Annotated in this window: 13 protein-coding genes; 8 read left to right on the top strand and 5 right to left on the bottom strand. The window is 64.6% G+C overall.

Features of this window, described 5'->3' with window-relative positions:
* The first annotated feature begins 12 nt into the window (after positions 1-12).
* Positions 13-405 (top strand): MAPEG family protein, encoded by a 393-nt coding sequence (locus AC629_RS30895; RefSeq protein ID WP_084808623.1) that lies wholly within the window; start codon positions 13-15, stop codon positions 403-405.
* 52 nt (positions 406-457) lie between these two features.
* Here AC629_RS30895 and AC629_RS30900 read toward each other — a convergent pair whose 3' ends face one another.
* The 3 genes from AC629_RS30900 to AC629_RS30910 form a co-directional block, all read right to left on the bottom strand.
* A complete protein-coding gene (locus tag AC629_RS30900) occupies positions 458-1,651 on the bottom strand; it encodes an ABC transporter substrate-binding protein (protein WP_084808624.1) in 1,194 nt (397 codons plus the stop codon).
* 287 nt (positions 1,652-1,938) lie between these two features.
* Positions 1,939-5,100, bottom strand: coding sequence for an efflux RND transporter permease subunit (locus AC629_RS30905; RefSeq protein WP_084808625.1), 3,162 nt, complete (start codon positions 5,098-5,100; stop codon positions 1,939-1,941).
* Entirely contained in the window at positions 5,097-6,302 is a 1,206-nt protein-coding gene (locus tag AC629_RS30910) for an efflux RND transporter periplasmic adaptor subunit (protein ID WP_084808626.1), read from the bottom strand. The genes AC629_RS30905 and AC629_RS30910 overlap by 4 nt, the downstream gene beginning before the upstream one ends.
* Positions 6,303-6,708: 406 nt before the next feature.
* Between AC629_RS30910 and AC629_RS30915 the strand changes: the two genes are divergently transcribed.
* The 7 genes from AC629_RS30915 (at position 6,709) to AC629_RS30945 (ending at position 15,530) form a co-directional block, all read left to right on the top strand.
* A complete protein-coding gene (locus AC629_RS30915; protein WP_084808627.1) occupies positions 6,709-7,863 on the top strand; it encodes an iron-containing alcohol dehydrogenase in 1,155 nt (384 codons plus the stop codon).
* A gap of 18 nt (positions 7,864-7,881) precedes the next feature.
* Positions 7,882-9,432, top strand: coding sequence for an AMP-binding protein (locus tag AC629_RS30920; protein WP_084808628.1), 1,551 nt, complete (start codon positions 7,882-7,884; stop codon positions 9,430-9,432).
* Between the two features lie 431 nt (positions 9,433-9,863).
* A complete protein-coding gene (locus tag AC629_RS30925; protein WP_084808629.1) occupies positions 9,864-11,462 on the top strand; it encodes an ABC transporter substrate-binding protein in 1,599 nt (532 codons plus the stop codon).
* 42 nt (positions 11,463-11,504) lie between these two features.
* Positions 11,505-12,452: an ABC transporter permease gene (locus AC629_RS30930; RefSeq protein ID WP_084808630.1), complete on the top strand. Its 948-nt coding sequence runs from the start codon at positions 11,505-11,507 to the stop codon at positions 12,450-12,452.
* Between the two features lie 194 nt (positions 12,453-12,646).
* Positions 12,647-13,540, top strand: coding sequence for an ABC transporter permease (locus AC629_RS30935; RefSeq protein WP_084808631.1), 894 nt, complete (start codon positions 12,647-12,649; stop codon positions 13,538-13,540).
* Positions 13,540-14,547, top strand: a complete 1,008-nt coding sequence (locus tag AC629_RS30940) for an ABC transporter ATP-binding protein (protein ID WP_084808632.1) — start codon at positions 13,540-13,542, stop codon at positions 14,545-14,547. The genes AC629_RS30935 and AC629_RS30940 overlap by 1 nt, the downstream gene beginning before the upstream one ends.
* Complete coding sequence (locus AC629_RS30945) at positions 14,544-15,530, top strand: ABC transporter ATP-binding protein (protein ID WP_084808633.1); 987 nt, start codon at positions 14,544-14,546, stop codon at positions 15,528-15,530. The genes AC629_RS30940 and AC629_RS30945 overlap by 4 nt, the downstream gene beginning before the upstream one ends.
* Positions 15,531-15,645: 115 nt before the next feature.
* On the opposite strand, the gene AC629_RS30950 is transcribed toward AC629_RS30945, so the two are convergent.
* Entirely contained in the window at positions 15,646-17,622 is a 1,977-nt protein-coding gene (locus AC629_RS30950) for an acetyl-CoA carboxylase biotin carboxylase subunit (RefSeq protein WP_084808634.1), read from the bottom strand.
* On the bottom strand, positions 17,619-19,235 hold the full coding sequence (locus AC629_RS30955) for an acyl-CoA carboxylase subunit beta (protein WP_084808635.1): 1,617 nt from the start codon (positions 19,233-19,235) through the stop codon (positions 17,619-17,621). The genes AC629_RS30950 and AC629_RS30955 overlap by 4 nt, the downstream gene beginning before the upstream one ends.
* Positions 19,236-19,330: the final 95 nt, after the last annotated feature.

Genomic DNA, 19,330 nt, shown 5'->3' on the forward strand with positions numbered 1-19,330 from the left:
GGGAACGCTGCGATGTACCATAATACGGCGATCGTCACCTGCCTTGCCGTGGCATTCTATTTCTTCACCTCGACGCAGGTCGCACGTGCGCGCGCTCGCTACGGCGTGAAGCTGCCGGCGATATCGGGCAATGCGGACTTCGAACGCATATTCCGCATCCAGATGAATACGCTGGAATGGATGCCGATCTTCCTGCCGTCGCTGTGGCTGTTCGCGATCTACATCAGCGACGCCGCCGCGGCAGCGGTGGGCCTCGTCTGGATCATCGGCCGCATCGTGTATTTCATCGGCTATCGCGAGGCCGTCGCAAAGCGCAGCCCGGGTTTTGCGATCCAGGCGTTTGCCTGCATTGTCCTCTGGTTCGGCGCAACCGGCGCCGTGGTGTGGCGCGCGCTCCATCCCTGAAACGCAGAAATGCCGCGCATCAGCGCGGCATTTCGCTTGATCGAGGCAACCGTTACTTTGTCAGCGGGCAGCCGCTTTCCTTGGCGGTGAAGAACGCCTTGTCGCCGGGGACGGTGGCGAGCAGCTTGTAATAGTCCCAGGGCTTCTTCGATTCCGAGGGCTTTTTGACCTCGAACAGATACATGTCGTGGACCATGCGGCCGTTCTCCAAGACCTTGCCGCCCTGCGCGAAGTCGTCGTTGACAGGAAGCTCCTTCAGCTTCTTTGCGACGGCATCCGGATCCTTGGTGCCGGCCGCCTTGACCGCCTTCAGATAGCTCAGCGTCGCCGAATAGGTGCCGGCATGGATCATGCTCGGCATCCGCCCGGTCCGCTTCAGGAAGCGTTCGCCGAGATTGCGGGTGCGGTCATTGAGATCCCAGTAATAGCCCTCGGTCAGCACGAGGCCTTGAGCAGCCTGCAGACCCAGGCCATTCACCTCGGCGAGCGTCATCAAGAGGCCTGCGAGCTTCTGGCCGCCGGAGACGATGCCGAACTCGGACGCCTGCTTGATCGAGTTGGTGGTGTCGAGGCCGGCATTGGCAAGGCCGACGATCTTGGCCTTCGAGCTCTGCGCCTGGAGCAGGAAGGAGGAGAAGTCCGAGGAGTTGAGGGGAACACGGACCGAGCCCACCACTTTGCCGCCGTTGGCGGTGACGATCTCGCTGGTGTCCTTTTCCAGCGCATAGCCGAAGGCGTAGTCGGCAGTGAGGAAGAACCAGGTGTCGCCGCCGGCCTTGGTGAGCGCGCCGCCGGTGCCGACGCCGAGCGCGCGGGTGTCATAGGCCCAGTGGAAGCCATAGGGCTGGCAGGCATCGCCGGTGAGGCGCGAGGTCGCGGCGCCCACCACGATGTCGATCTTCTTCTTTTCCTTGGAGAGCTCGTGGATCGCGAGCGCGACGGAGGAGGTCGTCAGCTCTGTGATCATGTCGACGTTCTCGACGTCGTACCAGCGCCGCGCGATCGAGGTCGCAAGGTCCGGCTTGTTCTGGTGGTCGGCAGTGACGAGCTCGATCTTCTGGCCCAAGACCTCGCCGCCGAAGTCCTCGATCGCCATCTTGGCGGCTTCGACCGACCATTTGCCGCCATAATCGGCATAGACGCCTGACTGGTCGTTGAGGATGCCGATCTTGACGCCTTGCGCGGAGGCCGGCGCAGCCAGCAGCAGGGCCGACGTTGCGACAGCGGCCAAAAGTGCTGATTTCATTTGTTAGCTCCCAGCAGTGCTCTGTTTTGAAATCGCGCGGATACTAGTGAAGAACCCCGCGCGTGCCCATCCATTGCATGTTGGTCGTTAGTATGAAGGCGATGCCACAAATGGCTGTCGTCCCGGACAAGCGCAGAGCAGATCCGGGCCCCATGACCACAGGGAGCGGTTTTGCGAAGACTCGCGGTTACCAGCTTCGCGCCAAAACTCCTCCCTGGGGGTATGGGTCCCCGCGTTCGCGGGGACGACAGCGAGGATTTGGATACGACGGTGGCCATCACCGACAATTAAGGGGCCACCACCTCTGGCTTCTTGTCGCGGCGGCCCTCGGCGAGGTTCCGCACCACGACATAGAAGATCGGCGTGAACAGGAGGCCGAACAGGGTAACGCCGATCATGCCGAAGAACACGGCGACACCGACCGCCTGGCGCATCTCCGAGCCGGAGCCGGTCGAGATCACCAGCGGCAGCACGCCGAGGATGAAGGCGAAAGACGTCATCAGGATCGGCCGCAGGCGCAGGCGGCAGGCGTCGATCACGGCCTCCAGCCGCGGCTTGCCTTCGTTCTCGATGTCGCGCGCGAACTCGACGATCAGGATCGCATTCTTCGCAGCCAGTCCCACCAGCACGACGAAGCCGATTTGCGTCAGGATATTGACGTCCTGTCCCATGATGCGCACGCCGATCGTGGCAGCTAACAGGCACATCGGCACGATCAGGATCACCGCGAACGGCAAGGTCCAGCTACCATATTGTGCGGCGAGCACGAGATAGACGAACAGCACGCAGATCGGAAACACGTAGAGGCCTGCATTGCCGCCGGTGACCTGCTGGTAGGACAGATCCGTCCATTCGAAGGTAAAGCCGCTCGGCAAGGTGTCGTCGGCAAGCTTCTTGATGGTGTTCAGCGCGGTGGTCGAGCTGGTGCCCGGCGCCGGTTCGCCCTGGAATTCGGACGCGGCATAGAGATTGTAGCGCGCGACGCGGTCGGGGCCCGAGACGTCCTTGAAATCGACCACGCTGCCGAGCATCACCATGTCGCCGGAGGCATTGCGCGTGCGCAGCCGCGCGAGGTCGCTGGGCTCCTTGCGGTACGGGAAATCAGCCTGCGCCGTGACGTGGTAGGTGCGGCCAAACAGGTTGAAGTCGTTGACATAGGTCGATCCGAAGTAAGTCTGGATCGTCTCGTTGATGCTGGCGATGGGCACGCCGAGCTTCTGCGCCTTGGTGCGGTCGATGTCGACGAAAAGCTGCGGCGTGTTGGCTGTGAATGGCGAGAACACCGAGGTCAGCGTCGGCGCCTTGCGCGCGGCGGCGACCAGCTCGTCGGTCGCAGCGGCGAGCATCGCCGGGCCGCGGCCCTGCCGGTCCTGGATGCGGATGGTGAAGCCGCCGCCAGTGCCGATGCCGGGCACGGCCGGCGGCGGGATGACGATGATGAACGCACCCTGGATCGCCAAGAGACGTTTGCGCAGCTCGGCGGTGATGACGTTCGCGGACAGTCCCTTCTTCAGCCGCACCTCGGGCTCCTCGAAGACCGGGAACAGCGCGGCTGCATTGCCGGCCTGCGTGCGCGTCGCACCGGAAAAGCCGGCGAAGGCGGCAACGCGAATGATGCCCGGGGTATCCAGCGCGATCCGCTCGATCTCACGCACGATCTCGGTGGTGCGCGCCAGCGATGCCGCGCCGGGCAATTGTACCGAGACGATGACGTAGCCGCGATCCTGCGCCGGGATGAAGCCCTGCGGCGTCGTCGCGATCAGCCAGCCGGCGCTGCCGATCAGCATGACGTAGATCAGCAGCATCACGACCGAATGCCGGATCACGAAATTGGCGGCGCCGGCATAGCCATGCGCCAGCCGGTCGAACACGCGGTTGAAGACGCCCGTGAAGGCATCCCAGCCGCGCGCGATGAAATTCCAGCGCGCCGGCGGCCGCTTCTCCTCGTGCGGCACCAGGATCTGCGAGGCCAGCGCCGGTGACAGCGTCAGCGAGCAGAAGCAGGAGATCGCGGTCGCGACCGCGATCGTGACGGCGAATTGCTGGAAGAACTGCCCGGAAATGCCGCCAAGGAATGCGGTTGGGACGAACACGGCGCAGAGCACCAGCGCGATCGAGACCAGCGCGCCGCCGACCTCTTCCATGGTCTTCAGCGCAGCATCGCGCCGGCTCAGGCCGTGCTCGAGATGCCGCTCGACATTCTCGACCACGACGATGGCATCGTCGACCACGATGCCGACGGCGAGCACGAGCCCGAACAGAGTGAGATTATTGATGGAGAAACCGAGCGCCGCCATCACCGCGAAGGTGCCGACCAGCGAAACCGGAATCGCGATAATCGGGATGATCGCCGGCCGCCATCCCTGCAGGAACACCAGCACCACGACGACCACCAGCAGCATCGCCTCGTAGATGGTCTTGATCAGCTCGTGGACCGACTGCGCGATGAACTCGGTCGGATTGTAACCTATGTTGTAGTCGAGGCCCTTCGGAAAACTCTCCTTGAGCTTCGCCATGGTGTCGGAGATGCCCTTGGCGGTCGCGAGCGCGTTCGATCCCGGCCGCTGGGTCACCAGCATGCCGACGGCCGACTTGCGCAAGAGGAAGCTGTTGGTGGTGTAGGAGAGTGCACCGAGTTCGATGCGGGCGACATCGCGGAGCCGCACCGTGCGGCCGTCCGAGCCAGCCTTGATCAGGATGTCCTCGAACTGCCTCGGGTCCTTCAGGCGCCCGGTGAAGGTGAGGTTCGGCTGGAAGGCGCGGTCGGTGATTGGCGGCTCGGCGATCTGGCCGCCAGCGATCTGCACGTTCTGTGACCTGATCGCCGCCAGCACTTCGGTCGAGGTCAGGCCGAGATTGGCGATCCGGTCAGGATCGAGCCACAGCCGCATCGAATAGTCGCGAGCGCCAAAAATCTGGATGTCGCCGACGCCGTCGAGACGCAGGAGCTGATCGCGGACCTGGAGCAGCGCATAGTTGGAGATGTAGAGCTGGTCGAAGCTATCGTCGGGCGACAGCATGAACACAACCATCAGGATGTCGGGCGAGTTCTTGCGCGTGGTCACGCCCTGCTGCTGCACCTCCGCCGGCAGGCGCGGTTGCGCGATTGCGACGCGGTTCTGCACAAGCACCTGGGCCTTGTCGAGATCGGTGCCGAGCTTGAACGTGACGGTGATAGTGAGCTGGCCGTTCGACGTCGCCTGGCTGTAGAGATACAGCATGTCCTCGACGCCGTTGATCTCCTGCTCAATCGGAGCTGCGACAGTGTCGGACACGGTCTGCGCGGAGGCGCCGGGATATTGCGTGGTGACGACGACCGTCGGCGGCACCACTTGCGGATATTCGGAGACCGGCAGCGTCGTATAGGCGATTGCGCCGACGATTAGGAGCACGATCGACAGCACCATCGCCAGGATGGGCTGGTTGATGGAGAGGCGGCCGAGATTCATGACTTGCCACCGGCCGGCGCTTGCGCCATGTGCGGGGCAACCTTGGCGCCGACGCGGGCGCGCTGGATGCCGTTGACGATGACGCGATCATCCGCTTTCAGCCCTTCGCGGATCACACGCAGGCCGTCATCGAGCGGCCCGAGCACCACCGTGCGCGCTTCCACGGTGTCATCAGGCTTGACCACGAACACGATCTTGCGGGACTGGTCGGTCGCAACAGCGGCGTCCGGGATCAGCAGCGCCTCATAAGGCGCACTGCCGATCAGCCGGACCCGGCCGAACTGTCCGGGCAGGATCGAGAGATCAGTGTTCTTGACCACAGCGCGGCTGCGCAGCGTGCCGGTCGAGACATCGAGGCGATTGTCGAGGAAGTTGATGGCGCCGTCATGCGACGGCTTGGTTTCACCGGCGAGCGTGACCTGCACCGGATTTGCGGTGTCGCGCGAACTCGGGCGCCGGCCTTCAAACCACAGCTTGCTATATTTGATGAAGGTCGTCTCATCCATGTCGAAATAGATGTAGATCGGGTCGAGCGTCACGATCGAGGTCAGCAGCGTCGAAGAGCCGTTATCGCTGCCCTGCACGAGATTGCCGGGACTGACGAGATGGCGACTGACACGGCCGGTGATCGGCGCGGCCACATGCGTGAACTCGATGTTGAGTTTCGCGGCCTTCAGCGCACCTTCGGCCTGGGTCTCGGCGGCGTGCGCGGCCTGCAACGCCTGGCGGCGCTGGTCGACGACCTGCTCGGACACCGCGCTGGTCTGCACCAGGTTCAGGCCGCGGTCGAGCTCGCGCTTGGCAAGCTCCACCTTGGCGCGCGCATCGGACAACTGGCCGTCGGCCTGTAACGCGACTGCCTCGAACGGGCGCGGGTCGATGACGTAGAGCAGATCGCCCTGATGCACGATGGCGCCGTCCTGGAATTCCACCGTGTTGACGAAGCCGCCGACGCGCGGGCGCACCTGCACCTCCTCGACCGCGTCGAAGCGGCCGGTGAATTCGTCCCAATCGGTGACGGTGCGCTTGACCGGCTGGGCAACGGTCACAGGCGCGGGCGGCGGAGCGGCAGCCTGCGAAGCCGGCTTGTCGCAGCCTGCGAGGGCGAAGCCGGCGACGATGAACGCGGCGGTTGCGCAAAGTCGAGGCAGAACGAAATCGTGCTTTTGGACAAATCGCTCGCTTCCGTCCGGTCCAGTCATCCCAGGTCCTCGCATAAAAGCCGCGGAAGAAGCAGGGTACGCTTCTACCCGCGGGCGACACAAGATGGGTGGCAATGATGAACTCTTCAAGACCGCGGCATGCGCCATGCTCTGACGGACACCCTGACCGGATGGCGGGTTGACAGGGAGGGAGACGGCCGCGCACACGCGACGGTTGGTGAGCTTGCGGGGAGAGGCCGGATCGCATCGCAATGCGATCCGGGTGAGGGGGAGTTTCCGCGGGTCCAGCTATCACCTCCCCCGGCGGAGAGCCCCCTCACCCCAACCCTCTCCCCGCAGGCGGGGAGAGGGAGAAGAGCGCCAGCATCTTCACGCATGACGAGAGGCATGCGCTCGGCTAGACTGCCATCACAAAAACAAGACGAATTGTCCGGGGAGGACAGGCGTGCACCAGGGACGTGTCGTTTTTGGCGCGATCGAGGAGGTAGTGTTCGGCCATCCTGCGGCCGGCGCCATCGTTGCGCAGATGGACCGGCTGGGCACGCGCCGCGCTTTCCTGATGGTATCAGGCACGCTGAACCGGCAGACCGACGAAATCGCGAAGATCAAGGAGGCGCTCGGCGCACGCTGCGCCGGCCTGTTCGACGCCATGCCGGCGCACACGCCGCGCGAGGCGGTGGTCACGGCGACCAACGCGGCGCGCGAGGCAGGCGCCGACCTGATCGTCACCGTGGGCGGCGGCTCAGTCACTGATGGCGCCAAGGCGGTGCAGCTCTGCCTTGCCAACGACATCGACAATATCGAGGGCATCGATCGCATCCGCGTGCATAAGGGCGTCACGCCCGAGTTGACCGCCCCTCGCGTGCGGCAGATCAGTGTGCCTACCACGATCGCCGGCGGCGAGTTCAGCTCGATCGCGGGCGTGACCGACCGCAGCATGCATGTGAAGCAGATGTTGCGGCATCCGCTCACTGTGCCACGTGCGACCATTCTCGATCCCGCCATCACTGTGCATACGCCGGAATGGCTGTTCCTCTCCACGGGCATCCGCGCCGTCGACCATTGCGTGGAGGCAATCTGCTCGCGCGAGACGCACCCCTACGCCGACGCACAGTCGGTGAAAGGCCTGTCCATGCTCGCTGACGCGCTGCCGCGCGTGAAGGCCAATCCCGCCGATCTCGACGCCCGGATGGACGCGCAGATCGGCACCTGGCTGTCGATGGGCGCATTTTCGGCCGGCGTGCCGATGGGTGCGAGCCACGGCATCGGCTATGTGCTAGGCGCGGCGTTCGACGTGCCGCACGGCTACACCTCCTGCATCATGCTGCCCGCGGTGATGCGCTGGAATGCACGCGACAATGCCGAACGTCAGATGATCGTCGCGGCCGCGATGGGTTTCCCCGGCCAGAACGCCGCCGACGTGCTCGATGCCTTCATTCGCTCGCTCGGCATGCCGCGCAGCCTCTCGGATATGCGCATCTTGCCGGAACATTTCGATGCCATCGCCGAACAGGCGATGCGCACGAACTGGATCCCGCGCAACCCGCGCAAGATCGGCGGCCCCGCCGACATTCGCGAAATCCTGCTTCTCGCCGCATAATCTAGAACCGGAGGACTGATGTACACAGGTCACCATGCCCGCCTGCGCCCGCTCCAGCCCGCCTTCATCATGGCCGCGACCGGTGAGACCGTCACCTATCGCGAGCTCGATGCGCGCAGCAATCGCCTGGCGCACCTGTTCCGCAAGCACGGCTTGAGGCGGCTCGATCACTACTCGATCTTCATGGAGAACAATTCGCGTTATCTCGAAGCCTGCGGCGCGGGCGAGCGGTCCGGCCTCTACTACACCTGCATCAACTCCTTCCTGACGTCAGGCGAGCTCGCCTATCTCCTGGTCAACAGCCAGTCGAAGATCCTGATCACGTCGATGGCCAAGCTCGACATCGCGCGCGAGGCGATCAAGGCCTGTCCCGACGTCAAGCTCTGCATCGTCGTCGACGGCCCCGGCGAGAGCGAGCGTATCGTCGGCCTTGCCGAGACGACCGCCGACCTGCCGAAGACGCCGATCCCTGATGAATGGCTCGGCACCGCCATGCTCTATTCGTCGGGAACGACCGGACGGCCGAAAGGCATTATGCGGCCGTTGCCCGAGGAGCCGCCGAAGCACAACCTGCCGCTGTTCGATTTCCTGACGAAGCTCTGGCACTACCGCGAGGGCATGGTCTACCTGTCGCCGGCGCCGCTCTATCACTCCGCGCCGCAGGCCGCTGTGAACCTTACGATCCGCATGGGCGGCACCGTGATTATCATGGAGACGTTCGATCCCGAGCGTTACCTCCAGCTCGTCGAAAGGTGGGGCATCACGCACACCCAGCTGGTGCCAACGATGTTCTCACGCATGCTGAAGCTGCCGGAGGAGGTGCGCACGCGCTACGACCTGTCTTCGCTCGAGGTCGCGATCCATGCCGCCGCGCCCTGCCCCGCGCTGGTCAAGGACGACATCATCAAATGGTGGGGCCCGATCATCCACGAATATTACGGCGCGACCGAAGGCCTGGGCTTCACCGCCTGCAACAGCGAGGAATGGCTCGCCCATCGCGGCACCGTCGGCAAAGTTCTGCTCGGCGACCTCCATATTCTCGACGAGAACATGCAGGAGTGCCCGACCGGCACGCCGGGCCAGGTCTGGTTCAAGACGGCATCGTCGTTCGAATATTTCAACGATCCCGAGAAAACCAAGGAGGCGCGCTCGGCCGACGGCAGCATGAGCACGGTCGGCGACGTCGGCTATGTCGACGCCGATCGTTTCCTGTACCTCACCGACCGAGCCACCTTCATGATCATCTCGGGCGGGGTGAACATCTATCCGCAGGAATGCGAGAATCTGCTGATCACCCACCCCAAGGTTGCCGATGCCGCCGTGTTCGGCGTGCCCAATCCGGATCTCGGCGAAGAGGTGAAGGCGGTGGTGCAGCCGATGCCCGGCGTCGTGCCGGGACCCGCGCTTGCCGAAGAGCTGATCGCCTTCTGCGGTCAGTCGCTGTCGCGGCAGAAGGTGCCGCGCTCGGTCGATTTCGAAAAGGAGCTGCCGCGGCTGCCGACGGGGAAGCTGTACAAGCGGCTGCTGCGGGACCGGTATTGGGGGAACAAGGCGTCTAGGATTGTGTGAGCGGGGCTACGCCGTCCTCGTGCGTGAGATGCACAGGGCGCGACCACACGAAGGGTGTCGTCCCGGGGCGCGACGAAGTCGCGAGCCCGGGATCCATAACCACAGGGCGAAGTCGCGGCGCGAGCTGACAACTCCGAGCCTTCGCCAAACTACTCCCTGTGGCTATGGGTCCCGGATCTGCGCTCCGCTTCGCTGCGCTTGTCCGGGACGACAGCTGAGTGCTTGAAGGGCGGCGATACACTTCAGTTCCGCCAGCGCGTTCGCACCTGCACTCTCACATGATAAGAATGTGAAGGCCTGCGGCTTTCCGTCATCCGAATTGTCGAGACAGCAGGCGGCCTTGCCGGTTGCCTCACTGCGCCAGCGTCGCTATCGTCTCATCAAACAGGCCGCAAAAGGCCCAAAAAGTTGATGTGTCAGGGAGGACGAGGATGCGGAGCGTGTGGGCGCTCGCCGCAGTGGCGGCGCTATCTGTGCTGACAACTTCAACCACCACGCTCGCCGGCGAGCCCAAGCAGGGCGGGATCCTGCGGATGTATCATCGCGACAGCCCGGGCAATGCCTCGATCCACGAGGGCGCGACCTATTCGCTCAATGTTCCCTTCATGCCTGTGTTCAACAATCTCGTCATCTACAAGCAGGACGAGCCGCAGAACAGCCTCAACAACATCGTCCCGGAACTCGCCGAGAGCTGGGCCTGGATCAACGACAACAAAACGCTGACCTTCAAGCTGCGCCAGGGCGTCAAATGGCATGACGGCAAGCCCTTCACCTCGGCCGACGTCAAATGCACCTTCGACATGCTGATGGGCAAGTCGCAGCAGAAGTTCCGGCAGAACCCGCGCAAGGCCTGGTACAACGAGGTCAACGACGTCGCGACCAATGGCGATTTCGAGGTCTCGTTCAACCTGAAGCGGCCGCAGCCTTCGCTGCTCGCGCTGCTCGCCTCCGGCTATACACCGATCTATCCCTGCCACGTCTCGCCCAGCGACATGCGCACGCATCCGATCGGCACCGGACCGTTCAAGTTCGTCGAGTTCAAAGCCAATGAATCGATCAAGCTGACGCGCAATCCGGATTATTGGCGCAAGGGCCGCCCCTATCTCGACGGCATCGAATTCACCATCATCCCGAACCGCTCGACTGCCATCCTCGCCTTTGTCGCCGGCAAGTTCGACATGACCTTTCCGACGCACATCACGATTCCGCTCCTGAAGGACGTGAAATCGCAGGCGCCGAACGCGATTTGCGTGGTCGAGCCAACTAACGTCTCGACCAACATCATCGTCAACTCCTCGGCGCCGCCGTTCGACAACGTCGATATCCGCCGCGCCATGGCGCTGGCGCTCGACCGCAAGGCGTTCGTCTCCATCCTGTTCGAAGGACAAGCGGATATCGGCGGCACCATGCTGCCACCGCCGCAGGGGCTCTGGGGCATGCCGAAGGACCTGCTGGAGAGCATTCCGGGCTATGGCCCGGATGTGAACGCCAACCGCGAGGAGGCGAAGAAGCTGATGCAGAAGGCGGGTTATGGTCCGGACAAGCATCTCCCGGTCAAGGTCTCGACGCGTAACCTTGCGGAGTATCGCGATCCCGCCGTGATCCTTATCGACCAGCTCAAGAGCATATACATCGACGGCGAGCTCGACGTCGTGGAGACCGCGAACTGGTTCCCGAAGGTCGCGCGCAAGGATTACATGCTCGGTCTCAACCTGACCGGCAATGCCGTCGACGATCCCGACCAGTCCTTCTACGAGAACTATTCCTGCGGCTCCGAGCGCAACTACACCAACTACTGCAACAAGGAGATCGAGAAGCTGTTCGACGTGCAGTCGCAGGAGACCGACGCAGGCAAGCGCAAGAAGCTGGTCTGGGACATCGACAAGAAGTTGCAGGAGGACGTCGCCCGCCCGATCGTCTTCCATGCGCGGGCCGGCACCTGCTGGCAACCCTATGTCAAGGGCGTGACGGTGATGTCGAACAGCTCGTATAATGGCTATCGCTACCAAGACGTGTGGATGGACAAGTAGCGCAGGCCTCGGGCGGCTGACGGGTTCGACAGGAGGCGATGCATGTTTGCCTATCTGGTGCGACGCCTGTTCCTGATGCTCGTGACCCTGTTCGGGATCTCGATCGTCATCTTCTTCCTGCTGCGCATCGTGCCCGGCAACATCGTCGACATCCTGTTCGCCGCGGCCGGCTATGTCGACCCCGCCGACAAGGCCAATCTGGAGAAGGAACTCGGCATCGACCAGCCGCTGATCGTGCAATATTGGCACTGGATCAGCGGCTTCCTGCGCGGCGATTTCGGCTACTCCTACGTCTCCGAGAAGCCCGCGCTGCAGGAGATCCTGCCGCGGATCCCGATCACGGCCCGGCTCGCTGGCCTTGCGCTGTTGTTCTCGGCCTCGATCGGCATCCCGCTCGGCGTCATCAGCGCGGTGAAGCAGGGAACAAAGCTCGATTACGCGCTGCGCGTCGTTAGCCTCAGCGGATTGTCGCTGCCCTCGTTCTGGCTCGGCTTGCTCATCCTCACCGCGTCGGTGGCAATGTTCGGCCAGATGCCGATCTTCAATCCCAATCCGCAGACCTGGCTGGAAGCCTTCGCGACCTATGCCGTGCCGGCGGCCGCCGTCGGCTTTCGCAGTGCCGCGCTCACCATGCGCATCACGCGATCCTCGATGCTGGAGGTGCTGCGGCAGGATTATATCCGAACCGCACGCGCCAAGGGCGCATCCGATGCGGCCGTGAACTATCACCACGCGCTGAAAAACGCGATTCTGCCCGTCATCACTGTCATCGGCATCGAGGCGGCGTTCCTGATCGGCGGCCTGATCGTCACCGAGACCGTGTTCAACATCCCCGGCGTCGCGCGCTTCCTGGTCGAGGCGATCCGCTGGCGCGACTATCCGATCGTGCAGAACCTCGTGATGTTCATCGCGGTCGTGGTGGTATTCGCGAATTTCACCGTCGACATGCTCTACGCGGTGTTCGATCCGCGTATCCGGTACACGGATTGATCGTATGATTTTTGCTCACACAGCGTGTTCGCTCTCTTTCACTTCTCCCCGCTTGCGGGGAGAGGTCGAATTTGCGCAACGCGCAAATTCGGGTGAGGGGGAGCTTCCGCGAGTCCAACTTTCACCGTCCCTGCGGAGAGCCCCCCTCAGCCCAACCCTCTCCCCGCAAGCGGGGCGAGGGGGAAGGTAGCGACATGGCCGCGATCGACTTTGACGTTGAACTGAGGCGGGCCGGCGCGCACGCAACCGGTGGCTGGCGGCGCGTGCTGTTCCTGGCGCGGCGGCACGTGCTGGGTGCGGCCGGGCTCGTCATCATGACGGCATTCGTGCTCACGGCGATCTTCGCCGATTTCATCGCGCGCTATGATCCGCTCACGGTCGATTCCGCCCACGCGCTGATGCGCCCAAGCCTGGCGCACTGGATGGGCACGGACTCGTTCGGCCGCGACGTCTTCAGCCGCATCATCCATGGCGCACGGATCTCGCTCGCGGTCGGCATCGGCTCGACCGCGCTTGGCGGCTCCATTGGCGTGATCGTGGGCCTCACTTCCGGTTATCTCTCCGGCTGGGTCGATCTCGTGTTCCAGCGCGTGTCCGACATCCTCCAGGCGCTGCCGCTGCTTGTGCTGGCGCTGGTGATGACCGCCGCGCTCGGCCCGTCGCTGCCGAACGTGATCCTCGCTATCGCCATCCCGCTGATCCCGACGGTTGCCCGCGTTATCCGCGCCAACACGCTGGCGCTGCGCGAGCTACAATTCGTCGAGGCTGCCAAGTCGATCGGCATGAGCGAGGTCCGCATCGCGCTCCGTCATGTGCTGCCGAACACGCTGGCGCCGCTGATCGTGCTCGCGACCGCCCAGCTCGGCTCGACCATCCTCACCGAAGCTTCGCTCTCCTTCCTCGGCCTCGGCATTCCCGAGCCTTATCCGTCATGGGGGCGCATGCTCTCCGAGTCCGCGGTCGAATATGTCCGCACCGCGCCATGGCTCGTGATCTTCCCGGGCATCGCGATCAGCCTCGCCGTGTTCGGCGCCAATCTGTTCGGTGACGCCCTGCGCGACATTCTTGACCCGAGGCAGCGCGGCTGATGGCGGAAAAATCCGATATCGTGCTCGAAGTGAAGAACCTGAAGACGGTGTTCTTCACCAACTCCGGCCTGTTCAAGGCCGTGGACGATGTCTCGTTCAGCGTGAGGCGCGGCGAGACGCTGGCGATCGTCGGTGAATCCGGCTGCGGCAAAAGCGTCACCGCGCTGTCCCTGATGCGGCTCGTGCCAGATCCCCCCGGCCGCGTCGTCGGCGGCTCCATCTCGCTCGAAGGCACCGATCTCTTGGCGCTGGATGAAGCACAGATGCGCGCGGTCCGCGGCAACCGCATCTCCATGATCTTCCAGGAGCCGATGACCTCTCTCAATCCGGTCATGCGGATCGGCGACCAGATCGTGGAGGCCGTGCGGCTGCACCGGAACATACCGTCGAAAGAGGCACAAAATATCGCGGTCGAGATGCTGCGGCTGGTGCGAATTCCTGAACCGGCCCGCCGCGCGCGGGAATATCCGCATCAACTCTCCGGTGGCATGCGCCAGCGCGCGATGATCGCGATGGCGCTGGCGTGCCGGCCGGCCCTCCTGATCGCGGACGAGCCAACCACTGCGCTCGACGTCACCATCCAGGCGCAGATCCTGGCCCTGATCCTCGACCTGCAGAAGGAGCTCGGCACCGGCCTCGTGCTGATCACGCACGATCTCGGCGTCGTCGCGCAGACCGCGCAGCGCGTGATCGTGATGTATGCGGGCCGGAAGGTCGAGGAGGCCAGCGTCGAAGCGCTCTTTGCCGCGCCAAAGCATCCCTATACGCGCGGGCTGATGGCCTCGATTCCGGCCGTGCCGGCGTCCGGCGCCGCGGCGCAGGAGCGGCTGAACGAAATCCCGGGCACCGTGCCGTCGCTGGTCCGGCTTCCAAAAGGCTGCGCCTTTGCGCCGCGCTGCAAGCTCGCGGTCAAACGTTGCGAGGCCGAGTATCCGCCGCTGGACGATTGGGGCGGCGGCCATCTCGCTGCCTGCTGGCGCGCGGCCGAAGTGGCGGAGGTGGCATGACCGAGACGCTGCTCGAAGTCACCGATCTTAGGAAGCATTACCCGGTGCGCGCCGGCGTGCTGCGCCGGCAGGTCGGCACCGTGCATGCGGTCGATGGCGTCTCGTTCTCGCTTGGCACCGGCGAGACGCTGGGCCTTGTCGGCGAATCCGGCTGCGGCAAGTCGACAGTCGCACGCAGCGTGCTGCGGCTGGTCGAACCGACCTCAGGGCAAATCCGCCTCGAAGGCGAGGACATCACCCATCTGTCCAAGACGGCGCTGCGCCCGCACCGCCGCTCGATGCAGATCGTATTCCAGGACCCCTTCGCCTCGCTCAATCCGCGCATGACCGCGGGCGACATCGTCGGCGAGCCGCTGGCCGTGCATGGTCTCGCGACCGGCAAGGCGCTGGAGGCGCGCGTCGCAAAACTGTTCGAGCAGGTCGGCTTGCGGCCCGACCAGATGCGGAATTTCCCGCATCAATTCTCCGGTGGCCAGCGTCAGCGCATCTGCATTGCGCGGGCGCTCGCGCTGGAACCGCGCCTGATCGTCTGCGACGAGTCGGTGTCCGCGCTCGACGTCTCGATCCAGGCGCAGGTCATCAACCTCCTGATCGACCTGCAACGGCAGCACGGCTTCTCCTATCTCTTCATCGCGCACGACCTCGCCGTGGTCGCGCATATCAGCCACCGTGTCGCCGTCATGTATCTGGGCCGCATCGTCGAGATCGCCGACAAGAACGAGCTGTTTCGCAACCCGCGCCATCCCTACACGCAGGCCCTGCTCGCCTCCGTGCCGATCGCCAACCCGCTCGCGAAAAAACTAGCGCCGCTGGTCGACGGCGATGTGCCGAGCCCGGTCAATCCGCCCTCGGGCTGCGCATTCCACACCCGCTGCCGGTTTGCGATGGAGCGATGCAAGACGGAGCGGCCGGCGCTGGTGGACGCGGGCGATGGGCACCGGGTGGCGTGTTTGCTCAATGAGGGGACGGGACGGAGCCAGTAGGTGCCGTAGGGTGGGCAAAGCGAAGCGTGCCCACCCTCCCCGTACAATCGCCGCACGACTGGGCACGGCGCTATGCGCCTTTGCCCACCACCCTACGACAGCAGCGCCTGCCGCTCTAACCCGCCTCGATCTCCGCCACGATCCTGCCCGTCGTCACCTGCTCGCCCTCGGCGACGTCGATCGCGGCGACGACGCCGTCGATGCCGGCCTTGTGGACGTGCTCCATCTTCATCGCCTCCAGCGTCATCACCGGCTGACCGGCGGTGACGCGGTCGCCTGGCTTGACCAGGACGGCGACGACGCGGCCATTCATGGCGGCGCGGACTTTGCCGTCGCCGCCATTGGTTGCGCCGGCCTTTGGCGCGGCGAGCGTCAGATCGGTGACCGTGAGCGGAATGCCGCGGTACTGGACGTACAACTGGTCGCCGTCACGGAGGAACCTTGCACTGTCCGTCACGCCGTCGTGGCGGAAGCGGACAGTGTCGGGATCGAGTTGGTCGATCTCGAACCTGTTCTCGCGGCCATCGAAGGCGACGGTGTAACCGCCATCGCGCCCGCGCGTGACTTCGAGTTCATGCGTGTGGCCGGCGATCTCGATTTTCGCCGGCAGCGGAAATGTCGCCGCGAGGCTCCGACCGCCGCGCCATGACGGCGCGAGCGGGCTTGTGACGTAGAGCAGCAGGCCCGCCAGCGCTGTATCGAAAGCGGCGCCTGCCCGTGGCGCCAACAACTCGTCACGATGTGTGTCGATGAAAGCCGTCGTCGCCTCGCCCTTGGCAAAGCCGGGGTGACGCAGGCAGGACATCAGGAAGGCCTGGTTGGTGGTCACGCCGAACGCAGTGAGCTGCTCCAGGCCGACGATCAGCCGCCCACGCGACTCCTCGCGCGTGGCGCCATGGCTGATCACCTTGGCGATCATGGAATCGTAGAACGGCGGGATCTCCGAGCCCGATTGCAGCGCATGCTCGACGCGGATGCTATCAGGCACCTGCCAGCGCGCCATGCGGCCGGACTGCGGCATGAAATCGTGCGCAGCATCCTCCGAGCAGAGCCGGACCTCGATGGCGTGGCCCGAGAAGCGGATGTCCTGCTGCTTCACGGGCAGCGGCTCGCCGCGTGCGACGCGCAGTTGCAGCTCGACGAGATCGAGCCCGGTAATCGCCTCGGTCACGGGATGCTCAACCTGGAGGCGCGCATTCATCTCCATGAAATAGAACTCGCCGCTCGCATCGAGCAGGAATTCCAGCGTACCGGCGCCTTCGTAACGCAGCGCCTTCACCGCGGCGACCGCGACGTCACCCATTTTCGCACGAAGCTCCGGCGTCACTGCGGGTGACGGCGCCTCCTCGATCAGCTTCTGGTGCCGCCGCTGCACGGAGCAGTCGCGCTCACCGAGATGGATGGCGTTGCCGTGGCTGTCGCCGAAGACCTGGATCTCGATATGCCTGGGGTTCTGAATGGCGCGTTCGAGGATAACAGTGGGATCGCCGAACGCCGCTTTCGCCTCTGATCGCGCGCTGCGCAGCGCATCAGGGAAGGATGCGGCGTCGGTCACGAGCCGCATGCCACGCCCGCCGCCGCCCGCGACCGCCTTGATCATCACGGGGAAGCCGATCTTTTTGGCTTCCGCGAGCATGACCTCGTCGCCCTGCTCGGCACCCTGATAGCCGGGCACGCAGGGCACGCCCGCCTTCTTCATGATCTCCTTGGCGCCGGCCTTGTTGCCCATCGCCTCGATCGCCTGCGGCGACGGGCCGATGAAGACGAGGCCGGCATCCTTGCAGCCTCTCGCAAACTCCTCGTTCTCGGCGAGAAAGCCGTAGCCGGGATGCACCGCATCCGCGCCGCTGGCCTTGGCCGCGGCGATGATCGCGGGGATGTTGAGATAGGACTGCGCCGGCAGCGCTTCGCCGATGCGCACGGCCTGGTCGGCCTGCCGCACATGGAGCGCATCGCGATCGGCATCCGAATAGACCGCAACGACGCCAAGGCCGAGCTGCCGCGCACTCCGCATCACGCGCAATGCGATCTCGCCGCGATTGGCGACGAGGACCTTGAAGAAAGGCCGGTGCTGCACTGGTCCGTTCCTCATGGGCGGGCCACCGAGAATTGCATGCGCTGGGGTGTGCGCGTATCGCCCTCGCGGCAGATCGCGAGCACCTCGGAGAGGACCGCGCGGGTATCGCGCGGATCGATCACGCCGTCGTCGAGCACGCGCGCGCTGGTCGAGAACACATCCATCTGGCCGTCGAATACGCCGACGATCTGCGCCTTCATGGCCTCCAGCTTGTCCTTCTCGATCGGCTTGCCGCGGCGCGCAGCGGCGGCCTCGGTCACGATCGCCATGGTCTCGGCGGCCTGCTCCCCGCCCATCACGGCGGTCTTGGCATTCGGCCAGGAGAAGCAGAAGCGCGGATGGAAGCCGCGCCCGCACATACCGTAATTGCCGGCACCGAAGGAAGCTCCGCAATAGATCGTGATCTGCGGCACCGTCGCCGAGGTCACGGCCTGGATCATCTTCGAGCCGTGCTTGATCATGCCGGCCTCTTCATAGGCCTTGCCGACCATGTAGCCGGTGGTGTTGTTGAGATAGAGCAGCGGCGTGCGGGTCTGGCAGCAGGCCTGGATGAAATGCGTCGCCTTGTTGGCGCCATCAGGATCGAGCGGACCGTTGTTGGTGATGATACCGATCGCCTGGCCCTCGATGCGGGCGTGGCCGCAGACGGTAGCCGGGCCGTAGTTCGGCGCCATCTCGGTGAAATCGGAATCGTCGATGATGCGCGCGATCACCTGCTTCATATCGACCGGGCGCTTGTGATCCATCGGCATGATGCCGAGCAGCTGGTCCTGGTCGTAGCGCGGCGGCTTGAACTGCGCCGCTGCCCTGCCCGGCCGCTCCCATTCGAGCGCCGCCATGATCTCGCGCGCGATGCGAAGTGCGTCGCGATCGTCCTCTGCAAGATAGTCGCCAAGGCCCGAGACCTGCGTGTGCATCTCGGCGCCGCCGAGCTCTTCCTCGGTCGCGATCTCGCCGGTTGCTGCCTTCAGCAGCGGCGGGCCCGCGAGGAAGGCACGGGTGCGGCCGCGAACCATGACGATGTAGTCGGACAGGCCGGTCTGATAGGCCCCGCCGGCGGTGGACGAGCCATGCGTCACGGTAACGACCGGCAAGCCTGCCGCCGAGAGCCGCGCAAGATTGCGAAAGATGTTGCCGCCGCGTACAAAATCCTCGACGCGGTAGCGCAGGAGATTGGCACCGGCGCTCTCGACGAGCTGCACGTAAGGCAGCTTGTTCTCCAGCGCGAGCTCCTGCACGCGCAATGTCTTGTCCAGGCCAAAGGGCTGCAGCGCGCCGGCATCGATGCCGGCATCACTGGCGCTGACCATGCAGCGGATGCCCGAGACGAAGCCGATGCCGGCGATGACGCCGCCGCCGGGCACGCTCTTGTTCGGATCCGGCACGTCGAACATGTAGCCGGCGAGCGTGGACAGCTCGATGAACGGTGCGCCGGGATCGAGCACCAGCGCGACCCGCTCGCGCGGCAGCAACTGGCCACGTTTGTGGAAGCGATCCTTCGCAGCCGCCGACGCCGCGCGCGTGCGCTCTTCCAGCGCGCGCATGCGGTCGATCAGGGCGAGCATGCCGTCGCGGTTGGCGTGGTAGGCGGCGCTTCCGGGGGAAATGGTGTTTTCGAGAATGGACATCAAATCTCCTGCTCGTCATTCCGGGGCGCGCGCAGCGCGAGCCCGGAATCCATACTCCCAGCGCGCTTGGCCCTTGGGCCATTCGCGCAGACCAA

Source organism: Bradyrhizobium sp. NAS80.1 (genome assembly GCF_001908205.1).
GTDB lineage: Bacteria > Pseudomonadota > Alphaproteobacteria > Rhizobiales > Xanthobacteraceae > Bradyrhizobium.

Excerpts from the sequence above, each read along its gene's own strand:
- AC629_RS30920 (WP_084808628.1), top strand. The coding sequence starts at position 7,882 with ATGTACACAGGTCACCATGCCCGCCTGCGCCCGCTCCAGCCCGCCTTC.
- AC629_RS30900 (WP_084808624.1), bottom strand. The coding sequence starts at position 1,651 with ATGAAATCAGCACTTTTGGCCGCTGTCGCAACGTCGGCCCTGCTGCTG.
- AC629_RS30905 (WP_084808625.1), bottom strand. The coding sequence starts at position 5,100 with ATGAATCTCGGCCGCCTCTCCATCAACCAGCCCATCCTGGCGATGGTG.
- AC629_RS30930 (WP_084808630.1), top strand. The coding sequence starts at position 11,505 with ATGTTTGCCTATCTGGTGCGACGCCTGTTCCTGATGCTCGTGACCCTG.
- AC629_RS30955 (WP_084808635.1), bottom strand. The coding sequence starts at position 19,235 with ATGTCCATTCTCGAAAACACCATTTCCCCCGGAAGCGCCGCCTACCAC.
- AC629_RS30895 (WP_084808623.1), top strand. The coding sequence starts at position 13 with ATGTACCATAATACGGCGATCGTCACCTGCCTTGCCGTGGCATTCTAT.
- AC629_RS30935 (WP_084808631.1), top strand. The coding sequence starts at position 12,647 with ATGGCCGCGATCGACTTTGACGTTGAACTGAGGCGGGCCGGCGCGCAC.
- AC629_RS30925 (WP_084808629.1), top strand. The coding sequence starts at position 9,864 with ATGCGGAGCGTGTGGGCGCTCGCCGCAGTGGCGGCGCTATCTGTGCTG.
- AC629_RS30950 (WP_084808634.1), bottom strand. The coding sequence starts at position 17,622 with ATGAGGAACGGACCAGTGCAGCACCGGCCTTTCTTCAAGGTCCTCGTC.
- AC629_RS30910 (WP_084808626.1), bottom strand. The coding sequence starts at position 6,302 with ATGACTGGACCGGACGGAAGCGAGCGATTTGTCCAAAAGCACGATTTC.
- AC629_RS30945 (WP_084808633.1), top strand. The coding sequence starts at position 14,544 with ATGACCGAGACGCTGCTCGAAGTCACCGATCTTAGGAAGCATTACCCG.
- AC629_RS30940 (WP_084808632.1), top strand. The coding sequence starts at position 13,540 with ATGGCGGAAAAATCCGATATCGTGCTCGAAGTGAAGAACCTGAAGACG.